Genomic DNA, 20,453 nt, shown 5'->3' with positions numbered 1-20,453 from the left:
ATAATGGCCCCATCTATAAAAAAATATTTTATTTATATTATATTTTTGGTTTCGCCTGCAGTAGCAATAAATGCACAATGCAAGTCAGGAAACATTGTTTCTAATGACTCAAAATGCATCGTAGCGGCGTGTAACAACAACCAAAAAACAGTAATAGCTGGTACATCAGTGATCAGCAAATTAGATAATTCTAATCAGTTAGCAGTAGAGCTGTCCATCCCCAAGGATAGCTTTGCTATAGCTACTGATTGTAATAATCAGAAAACTTCAGAATGCCAGGAAAACGCATCAATTACAGCTTCTTATTCTGTTCTTGCGAAGGACATTATTGAGAACTATAAATATGATTTTTCTGAAACATTCATAGATATTTTGTTTTTTGAAAATATAGACTTAGCAAGAACTAGAACTATATGATTCAGAAAACTACGCTATCTGTAATCCGATTTATTGCATTTTTTAGTATTTTGTTTTGTACTAAAACGAATACGTATGCCCAAACGATAGTGCCCCAGCAATTAAATTTTGATAGAATTTGTGCTGGGCTTATCATTGATGGCGCGCCTTTCAATCAATATGCGGCTACTTTTAGTTATGTAGATTTTCCAGCCGGAACTACTTTTGAAGTAGAACTTTCAGATGATGCTGGGAATTTTACAACCCCTACAGCTACGACAAAAATCTCATTTACAGACGATCCTACGTTAAAGCAGCAAACTATTCGATTTGCTGTTCCAACTAATTTAAAAGGATCTGATATTTACAGCTTGCGTGTAAAAAGTAATACAACAACCCCAACCTATAGTTTGAGATTTAAAAATCTTGCAAATAATACCTCTTTTCCAGCATATTATAGTACGTATGTGAGCTCATTTTATATCAATGAAAAATCACCTACTGCGACAATTTGCTCTGGAGGAAGTATTTCGCTTTCTGTTTATAATCCGACACCAAATGACGTTCCTTCGTCTCCAGCAAATTATCCAAATCTAAAGTACAAATGGTATAAAGATGATGTATTAATTACTGGACAAAGTGGTACAACGTTACTAGTAAATTCAATTGGAACTTATTATGCAAAATTAGATTATGGATTATGTTCAGAAGATAATTTAAGTTCAAATCGTGTTACAGTTACCACTTCAGGATCTGGTTCTTCAGTAACAATCTCCTCAAGTTTAGGTAATCCATTTTGCTCTAGCGGATCAGGAACAGTTTTAACGGCGACTTCAGGAAATAGTTATGTTTGGAAAAAAAATGGTTCAGTAATTACTGGAGCTACAAATCGTAGTTATACTACAAATGAAGCTGCAGTTTATACTGTCGACGTTGATTTTGGAGGATGTAAAGCAACAGGAACAATCGATTTAAAAGGAAACAACTTTAATGCCTCATTAAATGTCCCAGCAACAAACGTTATTGCTCCAAACGAAACTTTAAGCGTTACTGTGACTACAAATGCGGTTAATCCAACTTTCCAATGGTTTCTTGGAAATAATGTGATTTCAGGCGCTAATACCAACACTTATGTGGTGTCTGCACGTGGAAATTACAAAGTAAAAGTAAGTCAGGCAGCAGGATGTGTTGTTGAACAAGAATTGCCTTTTACAGTTAGCTACGATGGTAACCCGGTTACTTCTGTAGAAAAGATTGCAAATATTATAAGCTTGAGCAGTTATCCGTATGATGTATGGGATATTCCGAGTGAATATAAAAACCCAGAAACTAGTGTTAAAATAATTAGTTCAAACGGAGACATGGTTCTTGATGTTGTCAACTATCAAGGCGATTGGCCCCCGTCTGGATCAATTGATATTAAAAATGTAAATCCAGTATATTACTATGTCATTCAATCCGGGACAGGTGAAAGAAAAGGATCAATAACCCTGATAAAATAAGATGAAGAAAATCCTACTATTCATAACTTTATTTTACGGTTTATCAAATGTACTCTATGCTCAAGATACCAAATCTGAGGATGGAGTTGTTTCGTTTTCTTTACCTATCAGAAATTCTTTAAAGTTTAATAGATACATAATTAATCCAACGTTCAGTTTTGTACGCGAATCAAATCCGTATGTGAGTTTTTATAATAAAAGACAATGGGTTTCATTTGACGATGCTCCAAATACTTATTTATTTGGTTATTCTGGCCGTTTTAGAGAGAATGAAGCTTTTGCTTTTGGATTATTTCAACAAAATTATGGTGTTTTTACAGTCTTTGGAGGAGTAGCCAACTTTGCCCATAATATCGTTTTGCAAGAAGATAGCAATTTGACATTTGGACTTAATGTAGGTGCTTACCAAAGTGGTTTAAACAAAGGTAAAATTGTTACAAATGATCCAAATCTTCCAATTGATAACATTCAGTCAAATACATTGCTTACCGTAAATCCGGGTATTAACTACGGAACGGCATTTCTTGATTTTGGATTATCGATCAACAATTTGGTTCTTTACAATTTTGGTTCAGGAATGGTAAAGGATGATCCGGAAAGAGCAATCGAATTGCATGGAATGTACACAGGTTATATTGACAGCTACGGATTTTTCGATAGAAGTAAATTTTCTGGAATTGTAAAAACAGAAATTAAAAAAGATAAAACAGTTCTATCTGGGTTAGCCATGATTACGATTCCGCAAGGAGTTTGGGCACAAGCCGGATATAATACTTTATATGGAGTTTCGGCAGGTTTAGGTGTGAATATTTCACCTAGTATTGCGATTGAATACAATTATGAAAGAGGTTTTGGCAATTTTACAAATTTGGGAGGTTCTCACGAGTTTGCAATTGCTTATAAGTTCAAAAACAGAAATTACTATTATGGTGATGACGATGAAGGTTCACTTATTGATCCATCAAAGCCAAAACCTGTAATGGCTAAAAAAACGACATCGGCTCCAGTTACAAGAGTAGATGGTGCTGAAAAAGCAAGATTAGCTGCTGAAGCAAAAGCAATTGCTGATGCAGAAGCTAAACAAGCAAGACTTGCTGCTGCTGAAAAAGTGAAGGCTGATGCTGAAGCTGCAGCTAAAGCAAAATTAGAAGCTGATAATAAAGCAAAAGCCGATGCAGAAGCATTGAAAATAAAACTTGCTGCAGATGCAAAAGCTAAAGCAGATGCCGCAGCTGCAACAAGAGCACAAACTACAACTGCAAACAGAGCTGTTGCTGCAACACAAAAAACACAAGCGCAACTGGCAGCAGATAAAGCCAGAGCAGATGCAGAGGAACGCAGATTGAAATTGGTTGCTGATAATAAAGCTAGAGTAGATGCCGCCGCTGCAGCAAGAGCTCAAGCTGCAGCAAACAAACCAGGAGCAGCTGCATCAAAAACACCGGCACAGTTAGCTGCTGATAAAGCGAAGGCAGATGCCGAAGCAATGAAATTAAAATTAGCTGCTGATGCGAAAGCAAAAGCAGATGCTGAAGCTGCAAAAGCAAAAACAGCTGGAACACCTCAAAAAACACAAGTAGAATTAGCTGCAGACAAAGCAAAAGCTGATGCCGAAACTGCTGCAAAAGCAAAACTAGCTGCAGATGCAAAAGCGAAAGCAGATGCGGAAGCGTTGAAAGTTAAATTAGCTGCAGATGCAAAAGCAAAAGCCGATGCTGCTGAAGCGAAGAGAAAAGCAGATGCAAAAGCAAAAGCTGAAGCTGCCGATTTACAATCGATTTTAGCTGCTGATGCAAAAGCAAAAGCGGATTCAGATGCTTATCAGGCTAGATTAGCGGCTGAAGCAAAAGCTAAAGCAGCTTCTGAAGCTAAAACGAAAGCTGCAATTGACGCTGCAAACAAAGCGAAAGCTGCCGCGGCATTGAAAGAAAAAGCTGCCGCAGATGCTGCTTTAAAAGAAAAATTAGCTGCTGACGCAAAAACAAAAGCAGATGCAGAGGCAAGACAAGCATTAATTGCTGCAGAAGCAAAAGCGAAAGCGGATGCAGAAGCATTGAAAATAAAACAAGCTGCTGATGCTAAAGCGAAAGTTGAAGAAGATGCAAGACAAGCGAAATTAGCTGCTGATGCAAAAGCAAAAGCGGATGCAGATGCAATTCAGGCAAAACTAGCTGCAGATGCGAAAGCAAAAGCTGACGCAGAGGCATTACAAGCAAAATTAGCTGCTGATGCAAAAGCAAAAGCGGATGCGGAAGCACTTCAGGCAAAACTTGCTGCTGACGCTAAAGCGAAAGCTGATATGGAAGCTTTACAAGCAAAATTAATTGCTGATGCAAGAGTGAAAGCGGATGCGGAAGCAACAGCAAAAGCCAAAGCAGAAGCAGAAGCAAAACAATTACAACAAGCTGAAGAGGCTCGTCAGGCGAAATTAGCTGCTGATGCAAAGGCAAAAGCCGATGCAGAAGCGCTTAAAGTGAAACAAGCTGCTGACGCTAAAGCGAAAGCGGACGAAGAAGCTCGTCAGGCAAAATTAGCTGCCGATGCAAAAGCAAAAGCTGATGCAGAAGCATTACAAGCTAAATTGGTTGCTGATGCAAAAGCAAAAGCCGATGCTGAAGCACTTAAGATAAAACAAGCTGCTGAAGAGAAAGCAAAAGTGGAAGAAGAAGCTCGTCAGGCAAAATTAGCTGCTGACGCAAAAGCAAAAGCGGATGCCGAAGCTTTACAAGTTAAACTTGCTGCTGATGCTAAAGCAAAAGCGGATATGGAAGCATTACAAGCAAAATTAATTGCTGATGCGAAAGTAAAAGCCGATGCTGAAGCAACCGCAAAAGCAAAAGCGGAAGCAGAAGCAAAAAAATTACAAGAAGCGGAAGAAGCACGTTTGGCAAAATTAGAAGCAGATAATAAAGCGAAAGCTGATGCTGAAGCATTGAAAGTAAAACTAGCTGCTGATGCAAAAGCGAAAGCCGATGCTGAAGCTTTACAAGCAAAACTTGCTGCCGATGCAAAAGCCAAAGCTGACGCAGAGGCATTACAAGCGAAATTAGCTGCTGATGCAAAAGCGAAAGCGGATGCAGAAGCATTAAAAGTAAAACTTGCTGCTGACGCAAAAGCTAAAGCTGATGCTGAAGCTTTAGTAGCAAAACAAAAAGCTGAAGAGAAAGCTAAAGCCGATGAAGAAGCTCGTCAGGCAAAATTAGCTGCTGACGCAAAAGCGAAAGCTGATGCAGAAGCATTAAAAGTAAAACTAGCTGCTGATGCAAAAGCCAAAGCCGATGCTGAAGCTTTACAAGCAAAACTTGCTGCCGATGCAAAAGCCAAAGCTGACGCAGAGGCATTACAAGCGAAATTAGCTGCTGATGCAAAAGCGAAAGCTGATGCAGAAGCATTAAAAGTAAAACTTGCTGCAGATGCGAAAGCAAAAGCTGATGCTGAAGCTTTAGTAGCAAAACAAGCAGCTGATGCGAAAGCTAAAGCAGATGAAGAAGCTCGTCAGGCAAAATTAGCTGCTGACGCAAAAGCAAAAGCGGATGCAGAAGCATTAAAAGTAAAACTAGCTGCTGATGCAAAAGCAAAAGCTGATGCCGAAGCTTTACAAGCTAAACAAGCAGCTGATGCGAAAGCTAAAGCAGATGAAGAAGCTCGTCAGGCAAAATTAGCTGCTGACGCAAAAGCAAAAGCGGATGCAGAAGCATTAAAAGTAAAACTTGCTGCTGATGCGAAAGCAAAAGCCGATGCAGAAGCTTTACAAGCGAAACTAGCTGCAGATGCAAAAGCAAAAGCGGATGCAGAGGCATTACAAGCGAAACTAGCTGCTGATGCGAAAGCAAAAGCGGATGCAGAGGCATTACAAGCAAAATTAGCTGCAGACGCAAAAGCAAAAGCAGACGCAGAAGCGTTACAGGCAAAACAAGCTGAAGAAGCAGAATTAAGAGCTAAACAAGCGGCGGATGCAGCAGCAAAAGCAGCAGAAGCTCAAAAAGATGAAACGGCAAAAGCTATTGATAATTTAACGCAATCTCTAGATGCATCAAATAAAAATCAAAGTGATTTATTGGCTCAGTTTAATGCAACAGTAGCAAACAAACAAAAAGACCTGAATGATTTAAGAGAGGAAAATGACTTAAGTGAAAAAGGAATTTACAAAGAACCGAAACCATTCAAAAGTGTTGCGGCAGAGAACAGCCAGTTAGAAGCTTTGAAAACAAATATTGCTGAGGCAAACAGAATTCAAAAAGATGAGATTGCCAAGTTGACGAATTTATATAACGAAAGACTTAAAAAAGTTCCTAATAAAAATGACGCTTTAAATAGAGCTTATCTAGAAAAGATAAATCAGTTGAAAGCAGCACAATTAAAAATGGAACAAGATAGCGCAGCTTTACTTGCGAATTTAGAGCGTATTAAAGCAGAAACTGAAATCGAGAAAAAACGTAGAATCAAGCGTGCAGCTTATGAAAACGATCAAGGAAGATATAATCAGGATCTAGCAGCTCTTAAACGTATTAAGGAAACTACTAAAATTAGCAGTACACCTTTAACAGCAAGTGATTTTGATTTTGGTGAAGACCAGTCAAATATGCAAATCATCAAGAATATTAAAAATTCTGACAGTGGTTATTATATGATTGTTGCTGTTCACAGCAGTGTTGAAAAAAGAGATGAATTCTTGACCAAAGCAGTTGCTGCAGGACGTTCAGACATTAATTTCTTCTATAATATAGCAACAAGTAAATATTATATCTATTACGAGAAATATGAGGGATTACAAGAAGCAACTAAAGCATTAGAAGCTAAAGGAAATAAGCCTTATAACGGAAAAATGGCCATCGTAAAAGTGGAGAATTAATAAAAAATTGAAAGTCAATCCTTCCCATGATTTGGGAAGGACATAATAATAAATGTTCAGTACGCCGCTGTTTATTTTTTAATGCCCCTTGAAAAATAGAGAAAGGCCAAAAACAAATTGAAGACCATGAAAAAACCTACTATCTTAAAGAATGTAAAACTTGCTATCGCATGTTGTGCACGTTTAGTTACCCAAGCTAAAAGCCAGTTGGAGGATTTAAAGCATTATTGTTTGGACGAAAGTTCAAATACAATAAAGCAGCGATTAAATACAAAGAATTTATCGCGCTATGCGATGTTCGTTTTGTTCTTACTATTAAGTTTTACTTCAGTAAATGCTCAAATTGGAAAAGCTTTTACACCTAGACTTACTGGAGGAAACATAAAAGTTAAAGGAGATGTTATTTTAATTGGAAACACGGTAATCAATAAGGTAAATACTGCTCCAACGTATAACCGAAATGGAGCACCGCAAACAGGAGTTCTTTTTACAGGAACGGTTACTAATTTAGCAACTTTAACTGCTGAGGCAAACACCCCATTTAATTCACCTGGAGATAACAACGATTACAATGTTGAATATATCAATGTTGATCCTGCAACAGGAGTTTTTAGTTCGTCTCAATCAGAATTGAAAATTAATAATAGCTGTAAAAAAATTGTTTTTGCTGGGTTATACTGGTCAGCTATATATCCTTACGAAAGAAGTACTGACACTGGAAAGAAATACGATGGTTCATTAAGACCTCTTGATACCTGGAAAACAATTAAATTTAAAGTGCCAGGAGGAACATATCAAAACGTAACAGCAGATGAAGTTATTTTTGATGGATACAATTATACAAACGTTCAAAATTCTTTTAAAGATTCACCATACGTTTGTTTTAAAAATGTAACAACAACATTACAAGGTTTAGCAAATGCTGATGGTGTTTATACTGTTGGAAATGTTCGTGCTGCTTTAGGAAAACGTGATGGTGGTGGTGCTGGAGGTTGGTCTTTAGTTGTAATTTACGAAAGCCCAACAATGCCGAGTAAATTTATTTCTGTTTTCGATGGTTATGTAGGTGTTAACCCTGATGCGGGAGGTATTAAAACGGTAGATTATACTGTAAGTGGTTTTCAAACTTTGCCATCTCCATTTCCTGTAAATGCAAAAATTGGTGTTGGTGCTCTTGAAGGTGATAATCTTAAAACAGGAGACGATTTGCAATTTAAGGCAAATAAATCAAGTGCATTTACGGTTATTTATGATGCTGTTAATCCAATAGGAAATTTTTTCAACGCGACAATTTCTGATAATGGATCTCATTATTTATCAAGAACTCCTAATAGTACCAATACTATGGGATTTGATATTGACCATGTTATTATTCCAAATCCACCATCAAGTTCTGGTGCGATAAATAGTGTTGTTCCAAATGATGAAACGGGCGCTACTTTAAGACTTACGACTTCTAGCGATGGTTATGGTGCATTCTTATCAACTTTTGCAGTTGAAATTATCGAACCAAAAATTTTATTGACCAAACAGGTTTTTGATGCTAATGGCGCTGATGCAAGTTCAAAAGATGTAACCTTAGGAGAACAATTAAATTATGTACTTGGATTTGAAAACCAAGGTAACGATGATGCTAAAGAGTTTGTAATTAAAGATGTATTGCCTAAAAACATTAACTTCAGTTTTCCTGGTGACATAACTTCTTTACCTACAGGAATGACGGTTGCAAATAATGTTACTTATAACGCTGCAACAAGAACACTTCTTTTCAAAATTCCTGACGCATTAGTTAAAAAGAATTTAATACCTGGGCCACCTTTTGTGCGCAGTGAAATTAGATTCAGTGTAAAAGTAGTTCCTACTTGTAATGAGTTAAGTGATGCCTGTGATCCTATTATTCAAAATTCTGGATATGCTACTTATAAAGGATCCATAAATCCAACTCAAATTACAGATGATCCTAGTTTATCATCATACACAGCTTGTAATCTTGGAACACCACAGTCTACAAACTTCTTAGTGGGAGTAAAAGATTGTAAGTTTACGCAAAATGTTGTTTTATGTAGTGCAAACCAAGTTATTAAAGCTTCTGATGGATATGCTAGCTACACTTGGACAGGACCTGGAAATTTTAGCGCAACGGGTCAGTCTGTTACAGTAACACAACCTGGAGTTTACAAAGTAACAGGAATTGCTAACAAACCTTGTACTGATTATACAGAGGAAATTACAGTTGTTCCTTTTGGAGGAATTGCAACAAACCCAGTTATTCCATACGCTAGTCAAGTAGTACAATGTACAAGTAATGGTAAAATGTTGCCAAATATTTTCTTGTGTGGAGCTAACTCATATAAAGACATCCCAACTGGAATTAATGATTCATCAGTTATTATTTGGGAGAAACTTAATGAAAGTAGCTGTACAGCAACAACTAGCCAAAATTGTGCGAACGAAGGAACTTCTTGTACTTGGACAAAAGTTGGTGAAGGACCAGATTACAGAGCAGACCAGTCAGGTCAATTCCGATTGACATTGAATTATACTGGAGGCTGTTTTAATCGTTTTTATTTCAATGTTTATAAAAACGTATTCAACCCAACTGAAACGCACAAAGATATTATGTGTGGAAAAGCTGGAAGCATAACTGTTGGCGGTGGATCTGCACAATATGAATATGCAATAGCTGAGCAAATACCTAATACTGCGCCTGTACCAGGAGCTTATCAATCAAGCCCAACATTCCCAATTACTGGAACTACTTGGGGCGCTGGTGTAACACAAAAAACATATATTATTTTTATAAGACAGGTTGGTGTAACTACAAACCCTTGTATTTTTAATATTGGAGATATTGTAATCAGAAAGAGAGCTTTTAGCATGACTGCTACAGCTTCTCAGCCATTATGTAACGGTGACTTAGGTCAAGTGCTTATTGTCGCTAATGACGCTGATCCTCAATATACATTTAATATTTACAGAAAATCGCCTAAGACACTTGTAAATACTTCTGGAAAAATTTCAAACAATCAATATTTATATGACCAATTAACAACAGGAAGAACTTATACTGTTGAAGTTATTACTGATGATGGTTGTACAGCAACTCAGGATATTACGATCAATACTGTTGCTAAACTTACTGTTACTCCTGCTATGTCGCCAGCATTAACAGCTTGTCAGGATGGTGGAATTAAATTAACGATTGGTGGAGGAACCTCACCATATTATTATTCTCTAAATGGTGGAGATTATGTTCTTTATACTGGAGCAACAATACCAGTGACATTTGCAACATTACCTGCAGGTGGAGTTTATAATATTGCAGTTTCTGATGCAAATGGATGTAAGGCAACCAACTCAATTACATTTACAGCAAGTCCAAAACCAGAATATACGATCAGTAAAACAGATATTATATGCTACACTGATAAAGGAGAGATTAAGGTAAATGTTACGGCACAAAATGGTTATACAATGCAGTATAGCATTAATAATGGTGCAACATGGAGTAACAACGGAACTTTCTCAAACCTAAGCGGAGGTACTTATAATGTTGTTGTAAAATATACATTATCTGGAACTACTTGTACAGATCCTGCGCAAGTTATCACAATTAATTCGCCAGCATCTGAATTAACGGCTTCTGGTGGTGTAGCTGAATTAGCAGGATGTAGACTTGGCGGAACTGGAGGAAGATTAAGATTTACAAACGTTTCAGGAGGTACGGCTCCATATAAGTATTCTTTTGATGGAGGAATATCGTTTGGTGATTTGCCTTATGCAGATGTTACAGATGGTACATATGTTTTAGTCGTTAAAGATGCAAATGGTTGTACTTACAAATTGCCATATAATGTAATCTTAGATCCAAAACCTGCTGATCCAGATGTTCAATTATCTCCTGTTGTTTACGATTGTACTGGTAAAGGACAAACTACGGCAACTGTTATTAATTCTTCAAGTAATGTATATTCATATGAATATTCTTTAGATGGTATACCAAACACGCCAGTTACTAATAATGTGTTTACTAATATTCCATCAGGAAGCCATTATGTTACAATAAAATATAAATTAGAAGATGCTAGTACTTATAGTAATTTATTAAAAGAAGATTTCGGAAGAGGAGCACCAACGACAAGCCCTGGTATTGCAGCTGCTTATTGTTTTAACAATCAAGACGTAAATATCCATACTTGTCCTAATCCTACAAGATCTGTTGAGGATAATCAATATTCTGTGGCAAGTTTCTTTTGGAGAAACGATACAGCTTGGTATCCATTTAAAGATCATACATCTAATGGTACAGTTGCTGACGGAAGATATTTATTAGTAAATATTGGTTCAGCGGCAGGTGACTATGGAATTTTATATAGCAAACCAATTGCTGATGTTATACCAAATCAACCAGTAAAAGTAGATTTGGCTGTTGCCAATTTATTAAATGCAGGTGTTGATGGAGCGGCTCCAATAGTTCGATTCGAATTAGTAGACCCATCTGGAAACGTTGTTGCACGAGTTGATACTGGAAAAATTGCAGAAGCGAAAAATGATCCAAATAGAACAAAATGGATCGAAATACCTACAATATCTTTAAACCCTGGGAATAACACAAATTTGACATTTGTTATCCGTTCAGGAAGTTTAGAATATAATGGAAATGATTTATTGATTGATGACATTTCAGTTTATCAATTACCACAAACATGTTTACAAGAGAAAGTGGTTCGTTTTGATGTTGGAACCGATAAAGCATTTACTGTTTTAGAACCAACAATCCAAGATGCTGCTTGTAATGGTGGAAATACAGGTTCTATTACAATTACTGCGCAAAATTTCAATACAAGGTTCTACTACTCTATAAATGGTGGAGCTTTACAAAATTCTACAACATCTCCAGTTACAATTAACGGATTGACTGCAGGAAATTATTCTGTAGTTGTACAAAGTGATTTAGCAGGTACTTGTTCAAAATCATTCAGCAAAACAGTTGGTGCTCCAAGTGCAGTTACAGTTACAGCTAGTGTTACTACGCCTTTAACATGTGTTCCAAATTCTGCTGCTATTACAGCTGTGGCTGGAGGAGGAACTTCGCCATATAAATATGAACTTAGAGCAGCAGATGGTGTGACAGTTATCACTGCATTTCAAGATTCGGCAATATTTACTGGTTTAGGAAGAGGAACTTATACAGTTGCTGCTAAAGATTTAAGAGGTTGTTCTTCAGCAGTTTCAACTGCGGTTATTATAAATGACGCTCCGGCGGTTACGGCAAGTTTAGCAAGTACATCAGATTTATGTTTTGATGCTGATAAAGCGACGATTGTAGTTACGGCATCAGGAACAGGAACATTGTCTTATAGTTTAGATGGCGCTGCTGCTGTGACTACAAATACTTTCACAAATGTGGGAGTAGGAACTCATAGTGTTTTAGTAAGAGATGCTAATAATTGTACTGCAACAGTTAGTAATATTATTGTTGCACCAGAATTAAAAGCTACTGCAGCAGTATCTGCAGGATTATCTTGTACAACTACAGGAGCAACTATTAAAGTTGATATTACTGGCGGTAAGTCAACTTTTACATATAAAGTTAAAGTTGGAACAGGTTCTTATGGAGCAAGTACTAACGTAACAGGAACTACATTTAATTATCCTGCACCAGGAGCTGGCAATTATACTTTTGAAATTTCAGATTCTAATAGCCCAACATCTTGTAAGGTAGAAGTTAGCGTAACAGTAAACGGAATTACCAATCCAACAGTTAGTGCAACACCAGTACAGATAGCTTGTAACGGTGGATCAACTGGAGAGGTAACATTAGCAGGTTCAGGCGGATCATTAAGTTATACTTATAGTTTTAATAATAGTCCATTTTCAACGACTACAAAATATACAGGATTAAAAGCAGGTATTGCTTATCCATACCAAGTAACAGATAGTAATGGCTGTACATCAGCTATTGGATCAATTACATTAACAGAACCTACAGCAGTTGGAGGAACAATTTCTGCAACTGAGATTAAATGTGCAACTTCAGGAACTACTCCAGCAGTTGTTACAATTAGCGGATTTGGTGGTACAGGAACTTATACATATAGTTTCAACGGAACTTCAAACTTTACAACAACAAATACATATTCAACAAGTACTGCTGGAGCTGTAACTGCTTATGTTAAAGATGCGAATGGATGTCAGGCAGGACCATATAGTGTAACTATTGCTACATTAGATCAAATTACAGGAATCAATTTAGTTGATAGCGGTTATGATTGTTCAACAACTCCTCCTGGAGGTCATGTGACTTTGACAGCTGTAAAATCTGGTACTTTAGCAAACATTTCATATAAAATTACTGCAGGACCAGCAGGTTATAATACTGCAAGTAATACAACAGGAGACTTTAAATCATTGACTCCAGGATTATATACTTTCCAAGCTACAGATAGCAAAACACTTTGTACTTTCAGCATTTCTTATGATGTAAAAGGAACTTCGGATATTGTTGCTGGTGGATCTGTACTTACAACTATTAAATGTAATGGTGGAACAGGAACAATTCAGTTTACTGTAACTGGAGCTAAAACTAGCGGATATGACTATGTTATTAAAAATGCTGGCGGAACAACAATTCAGCAGGCAAATAACGTAGCGGCTTCGACTACAACAATTGCAGTTACTTCTGCAGTAGTTGCTGGTGATTATACTATTACAGCAACTGATAGATTAACAAAATGTAAGGCAGTTTATACTGTTACTTTAACACAACCAGCTAATGCATTAGATGTTACGGCAACGGTTCCTAACATCAATTGTAATAATGATAAAGCAATTATTACAGCTGTTGGTTTTGGTGGAACAACTAGCTACACTTATGCTGTTGTAATAAAAGGTGCGGTACCTGGTGCTGCAGCATATGGAACGGATCCTAAATTAACAGTTAATACTGTTAATGGTACAAAAGTAGATTGGGATGTTTATATTAAAGATGCTAACGGTTGTACTGATTTTGTTTCTGTTAAAGTTTTACAAGATCAAACTCCAAGCGTTACTGCTACTTTAGATAACCAATGTACAGGTTCTGGAAATAAATTCAGAATTACAGCAAATGGAACTGGGGGAATTGCTCCATTAACTTATGGAATCAATGGTGCTACAGGTGCTTTTGGTTCAGATAATTTCTTTGATGTTGTTGCTAGCGCAACTCCATATATCGTTTGGGTAAAAGATGCTAACGGCTGTACTGCTCAAGCGGCAGCTATTACAGTTTATCCACAATTAACAGCAACGACTGCAATTAAAGAATTGGATTGTTCTACTACAAATCCAGATGCTACAATTACAGTTACTCCTAATGGAGGAAAAAGTTCATATACTTATCAAGTTTCAACTAATAATGGAACTTCTTATAGCAATATGGCTACCAATGTTTATACTACTTCAACAGCTGGAACATTCTTAATTAAAGTTACAGATGCGAATGGTTGTACGTTCGTAACTACTACTACAATACTTTCTATTTCTAATCCAACAGTAACAGCGAACCAAATTAATGTAAGCTGTAATGGAGGCGCAGATGGTTCAGTACAATTAATTGGAGCAGGAGGTTCATTAACAGGAGGTCAGAATTATCAATATAGTAAATACGGAATTATTTATGGATCTGCTTCTTCTTTCACAGGATTAGCAGCTGGAGATTATGATTTCTTTGTAAAAGACAGCAAAGGTTGTGTTGGTAAAATAACAGTTACTATAACAGAGCCTTCTAAATTAATTGTTAGTGCGAGCGCTACAAAATTCACATGTAGTACTACAAATACTAAACAAGCAGCTGTAGTAACGATTGCAATTCCAACAACTGGAACATCGCCATACGAATACAGCTTCAATGGTGGAGGATATGCAGCAGGAAGAACTTTAACAGTAAATGATAACGGAACAGATCAGGTTATTAATTACTCAGTTAAAGATGCTAAAGGATGTATTGCTTCAGGGGCATTAACTTTAAATAAATTAAACTCACCTGTTATTTTAAGTGTTGCGCCTACGGCGGTAACATGTCTAGCAACAACAAGTTCGGTTACTGTTTCAGTTACAGGAGGAACGGGAGTTGCGCCATTGGCATATACTATTATTTCTCCGGCTACAGCTACAGGAAATACAACAGGAGCTTCATCTGGAGTATTTACAGGCTTGGCACCGGATACTTATACCTTTAAAGTTACCGATGCAAACGGATGCTACGATACCAAATCAATCACGGTTAATCCGGTTACACCAATTGCAATTGCAGGAAATAAGAACAATGATGCAAAATGTAAAGGAACATCAACAGGAAACGGAACATTTACCATTTCGGGGATTGCTACTCCAGGAAACTACAGTTTCACATTAACAGCAGGAACCTTGGGAACAGGCACATTGACAAAATCAGGAAACACCTTGTCATTGAGCAATGTTGCAGCAGGAACTTACACAGTATCTGTAACAGATACAGCTACAGGCTGTACTAATTCGACTTCAATTATTATTGGAGAGCCAACAAACGTATTGGATGTAACAGCTACAGCAACTAATATCAATTGTAATAATGATAATGCTGTAATAACAGCTACAGCAACAGGCGGAACTACAAATTATAGCTATGCAGTTGTAAAACAAGGCGCTTCAGCTCCGGCAACGACAGCTTATGGAACAAACAAAGTTCTTACAGTAGACACTAATAGTGGAGCTGATATGAACTGGGTTGTTTATGTAATGGATGCCAACGGTTGTACAGATACCTTTGCTGTTGCCTTATCAACAGATCCAACCCCATCAGTTACAGCGGTTTTAAGCAACCAATGTACAGGAACAGGAAGCGGATTTACGATTACAGCGACAGGAACTGGAGGAACAGGAACTTTACAGTATGGTATCAATGGCGTAAACGGAGCTTTTTCAACAAGCAATGTATTTAATGTTGCTGCTGGAACTTATACTGTTTGGGTAAAAGATGCGAATAACTGTCCGGCTTCAGCAACACCAATTACAGTCAATCCACAATTAACAGCAGTTGCCAAAGTAACTAAGCAATTGGATTGTACTGCTACTCCAAATGCAGCTATTACGGTTGACATTACAGGAGGTAAATCGACTTATACTTACAAAGTAGACCCTGGAACAGGAACTTACGGAGCAAGTATTCCGGTAACAGGAACACAATTTGTGTATACTGGAGCTTCAACAGCAGGTACTTATAATTTTGAAATTACAGATTCTAATAACCCAACAGCATGTAAGGTTGTTGTTTCTGCTACAGTTAATGCGATCACTAATCCTACAGTAACTGCTACTCAGGTTAATATAACTTGTTTTGGAGCAAATAACGGATCAGTAGTATTGACAGGATCAGGAGGATCAGGAAATTATACTTACAGTGATGCTTTAGCTGGTACTTATACGACTACAGCTAGTTTTACAGGATTAACTCCTGGGTCACATACTTTCTATGTAAAAGACAGCAAATTATGTTCAGGAAGTGTTACTGTTATCATTTCAGAGCCAACAGCTTTAGTTGTTTCAGCTACTTCAACAGGATTTACATGTAGTACAACAAACACAAAAGTTGCAGGTTCAGTAACAATCAATACACCAACAACTGGAACATCTCCATACCAATACAGCTTTAATGGAGGCGGATATGGATCTGTACAAACTTTGGTTGTAAATGATAACGGATCAAATCAGACCATCAACTATTCTGTTAGGGATGCAAAAGGATGTATCACAAACGGATCAGTTGTTTTAAATAAATTAAATTCTCCAAAAATCAATACTGTTGCTGCATCTGCAGTTACTTGTTTGGCGACATCAAGTACAGTTACAGTTACAACAACAGCGGGTACAGGAGTTGGTACATTAGTTTACAGTATTATTTCTCCGGCTACAGCTACAGGAAATACAACAGGAGCTTCATCTGGAGTATTTACAGGTTTGGCACCGGATACTTATACCTTTAAAGTTACCGATGCAAACGGATGCTACGATACCAAATCAATCACGGTTAATCCGGTTACACCAATTGCAGTTGCAGTTAGTAAATTAAGCGATGTTAAATGTAAAGGTGACACAACAGGATCAGCAAGATATACTGTATCTGGATTTAGTTCTACAGGTAATTATTCAGTTGTAGTTACAACTTCACCTACAGGTTTACCATATACAACAAGTACTAGTGGAGATGTAATTACATTAACAGGTTTGAGTATTGGTGACTATACTCTTTCTGTAGTTGACAATACAACAGGTTGTCCAGCAAATGCTACAATAACTATTGTAGAACCGGCTAATGTTTTATCAGCTAGTTATGCAACGGTTAATGCGAATTGTAATATCGGCACATCTAAAGTGACTATAACAGCTGCGGGCGGAACTACTGCATATAAATATGCTTTTGTTCAGGATGGCGTAACGGTTACGGATGCTGATTTTGGACCAAGTAATATTGCATATTTGAACCCTACAACAAACCTAAACTGGGATGTTTATGTTAGGGATGCTAATAAATGTGAGGTTAAATTAGATGTTGTAATTGCTAAAGATAATGCTCCAACTGTTACAGCATCAGCTACTGGACAATGTTTAGGTGTTGGAACTTATACAATTACTGCAGTAGGAACAGGAACAGGAACTTTACAATATAGTATCAATGGTACTTCATATCAGTCTGGTAACACATTTACAGTTACAACGGCTGGCACATATAATGTTTGGGTAAAAGATGCAAATAATTGTATTGCTCAAACATTAACTCCGGTAACGGTTTATCCTCAATTGACTATTTCAACTAAATTGGATAAAAATATTACTTGTGTTGTAGGTTCAGAAGCCGCTCAAATTACTTTAACAGTAGGTGGAGGAAATGGACCATTTACATATACAAGTTCACCTAATACAGGAACTTTTGCAGCTAATGTTTTCACAACAAACACTGCAGGAAATTATACATTTACAGTTACTGATGCAAGTGGTTGTTCAGTTACAACTACTGTACCAGTTCAAATTACTGCTCCTGTACCACCAGAATTTACGGTGACAGCAGGACCAGCGATTCTATGTAATGGAGATGAATCAGGATCATTAAACATTGTAATTGATCCTACAAAAGGTTTAGCACCATATACAATAAATGTATTAAATACTACAATTAGCCGTAATTATGGCACGCAAACCTCTGGTTTAGCGGCAGGTAATTATACAGTTACAGTTACAGATGCAAAAGGATGTACTCATGTAGAAAACATTACTATTGCTCAACCATCTCCAATTTTGATTGATTTCGATAAAAAATCATTAGAATGTGTTGGCGCTGGTGTAACCAAAGGTGAAATTATAATAAGAGGAGTATCGGGTGGTACTGCAAATTATGATTATTATGTTACAGGTATTAATGGTTATAGTAAACAATCTTTAAACAATCCTGGTAATACGGTAGTATTTGAGGTAGTTGATTTTGGATTATATCAAATTCGAGTTGTTGACGAAAATGGTTGTTCTGCATTTATAAATGACATATTAATTGCCGCTCCAGTTAATGAACTTGGTATTGTTATTAATACAGCATCAACATGTTCTTCTACAGGTGGTTCAGCGACAATTACTGTTAAAACTGCCTTTGCAGGAACGGGACCATATCATTTTAACATTTACAGAGGACCAACTCCTCCTCAAATTTGGACAGCAGATGGTGTTGACGGATGGCAAGGAGAGACATCTACGAAAGAAAGTATTTACACAGGATTAACTCCTGGAGTAACTTATACTTTCATTATTTATGATGAAAACACAAAATGTTATTATTATCAAGTTGCTCCAGATGCTATACCTACAAATTCAACATTATCGCTTGATAATATTATTCCTCAAAATAGAACTTGTACAGGAGTAAATGATGGTAATATTAGTTTTGATATTAAAAGTATATATGGTGCTCCTGTTGATGTAACATATACAATAGTTGAAGCACTTAGTAATGTTCCAACATCAATTACAGGAACAAGAACAATTCCTGCAAATGGAAGTGTTACGGTCTCTAATGCTGGTATTTTGCCAGTTGGATCGTACTATATTTTAGTTCAGGAAACTTCAGGAGGTAATTCTGGATGTGGTAAAGCTTCAGCAAACTTTAACATTAAAGAATCTCCAGTATTATTATCACTTACAGCTTCAGCAACTTCTATTGCCGACTGTACGAACTTAGGAACTATTTCTGCGCAAGCAAAAGATGGAACAGGACCATATACTTATCAGGTAGTTGCTTCGGGAGCTTCTCCAGTAGCTGCGGATTGGGTATCTGCAAATACATTTACAAGAGCAGGAAGTGTTGCAGGAATCGTTTATGATGTATACACAAAAGATGCTTTTGGATGTATTAAATCTGTACCAGTTACAGTTTACAAATACCAAGATCCAACAATCAACATGCCAGCGCCTATATGTTATAATGGTACTCCATTTGACATTACAGTTACAGGTACTGTAGATGGAACTATTGTTGGTGGTGCTACATATAGTGTTAACGGAAGTGTATTCCAATCTTCACCTACTTTTAGATTTAATGCTGCAGGTAGTTATGTTTTAGTAATTAAAGATGGTAAAGGTTGTACAGCAACTAAAACTTATGAAGTTAAACCACAATTAAAACTTAATATTCAGTTAACGAAAGATCTTGATTGTACACCAACTCCAGATGCTACAATTACTTTAACTGCTTCAGGTGGTTTTGGACCAACATATTCTTATGAATATTCAACTAATGGTGGTACTTCTTGGACTACATTAGCTTCAAATGTTCATACAACAACAGCTACTGGTAATTATTTATTTAGAGCGACTGATCTTGGAAATACAACTACTTGTCGAGTTATAGAGCCATTTACTTTAGATCCTATTACTCCAATTGCATTTACAGTTTCTTCAACTAATGCTAGTTGTAATACAGCAAGTGATGGTACAATAACAGCAGTAGTAACAGGAGGAGTTAGTCCTTTTACTTATCAATTAGAAGATGGCGCTACAATCGTTAGACCTTATCAGACTTCAAATGTGTTTATTGGTTTACCAGCCGGTAATACTTATGTTGTAAGAGTTAAAGATGCTAAAGATTGTACAGATACAAAACCAGCTATTATTATTCAACCGACAGCATTGACGGCTAGTTCAACGATTACGACAGCTTTAGTATGTACAGCAGGTAATGCACCATCAAAAGCGGTAGTTACTGTAACTCCATCAGGAGGAACAACTCCTTATCAGTACAGCTATGACAATGGCACAAGCTTCTCAGGAACGAATACATATGAGACGTTTGCAGGAATTACATTTGATGTAATCGTTAAGGATGCAAACGGTTGTACATTCACTATCACAAATGGTGTTAACGTACCGGCATTGAATCCACCGACAGACTTGACATTCGCAACAACAGTTGCTGTTATTTGTGGCGGAAAAGGAACAGTTGACATTACAGGTCATACAGGTGGAGTTGGAGCATTACAGTATGAGATTTTATCTCCAATTGTGAGAGCTAAACAAGGATCAACAACATTTGCCAATTTAGATCCGGACACTTATGTATTCCAGATTACAGATGCAAATGGTTGTACATATAGTGAGTCATACACTGTTGCGCCGGTAACAAACATTACAGTTGCAGGACAATT

General features: G+C 37.0%; 4 protein-coding genes. All 4 read left to right on the top strand.

From position 1 onward, the window contains the following. Positions 1-3 precede the first annotated feature (3 nt). Positions 4-417 carry a hypothetical protein gene (locus FN795_RS06165; RefSeq protein WP_142449852.1) on the top strand — a complete coding sequence of 138 codons (414 nt, stop codon included), beginning with the start codon at positions 4-6 and terminating at the stop codon, positions 415-417. Further along, on the top strand, positions 414-1,898 hold the full coding sequence (gene sprC, locus FN795_RS06160; RefSeq protein ID WP_142449851.1) for a gliding motility protein SprC: 1,485 nt from the start codon (positions 414-416) through the stop codon (positions 1,896-1,898). Before FN795_RS06165 ends, sprC begins: the two co-directional genes overlap by 4 nt. A 1-nt stretch (position 1,899) precedes the next feature. Next, complete coding sequence (locus FN795_RS06155; protein ID WP_142449850.1) at positions 1,900-6,750, top strand: PorP/SprF family type IX secretion system membrane protein; 4,851 nt, start codon at positions 1,900-1,902, stop codon at positions 6,748-6,750. A 126-nt stretch (positions 6,751-6,876) separates the two neighbouring features. Further along, the coding region (locus FN795_RS06150; protein WP_142449849.1) for a SprB repeat-containing protein at positions 6,877-20,453 on the top strand (13,577 nt) is incomplete at its 3' end.

This window comes from Flavobacterium resistens, assembly GCF_900182645.1.
GTDB lineage: Bacteria > Bacteroidota > Bacteroidia > Flavobacteriales > Flavobacteriaceae > Flavobacterium > Flavobacterium resistens.
This window is presented reverse-complemented; position numbering and strand designations above follow the sequence as displayed.

What these genes read in the sequence shown, in the direction of transcription:
- FN795_RS06165 (WP_142449852.1), top strand. Translation starts at nt 4, where the DNA reads ATGGCCCCATCTATAAAAAAATATTTTATTTATATTATATTTTTGGTT.
- sprC (WP_142449851.1), top strand. Translation starts at nt 414, where the DNA reads ATGATTCAGAAAACTACGCTATCTGTAATCCGATTTATTGCATTTTTT.
- FN795_RS06155 (WP_142449850.1), top strand. Translation starts at nt 1,900, where the DNA reads ATGAAGAAAATCCTACTATTCATAACTTTATTTTACGGTTTATCAAAT.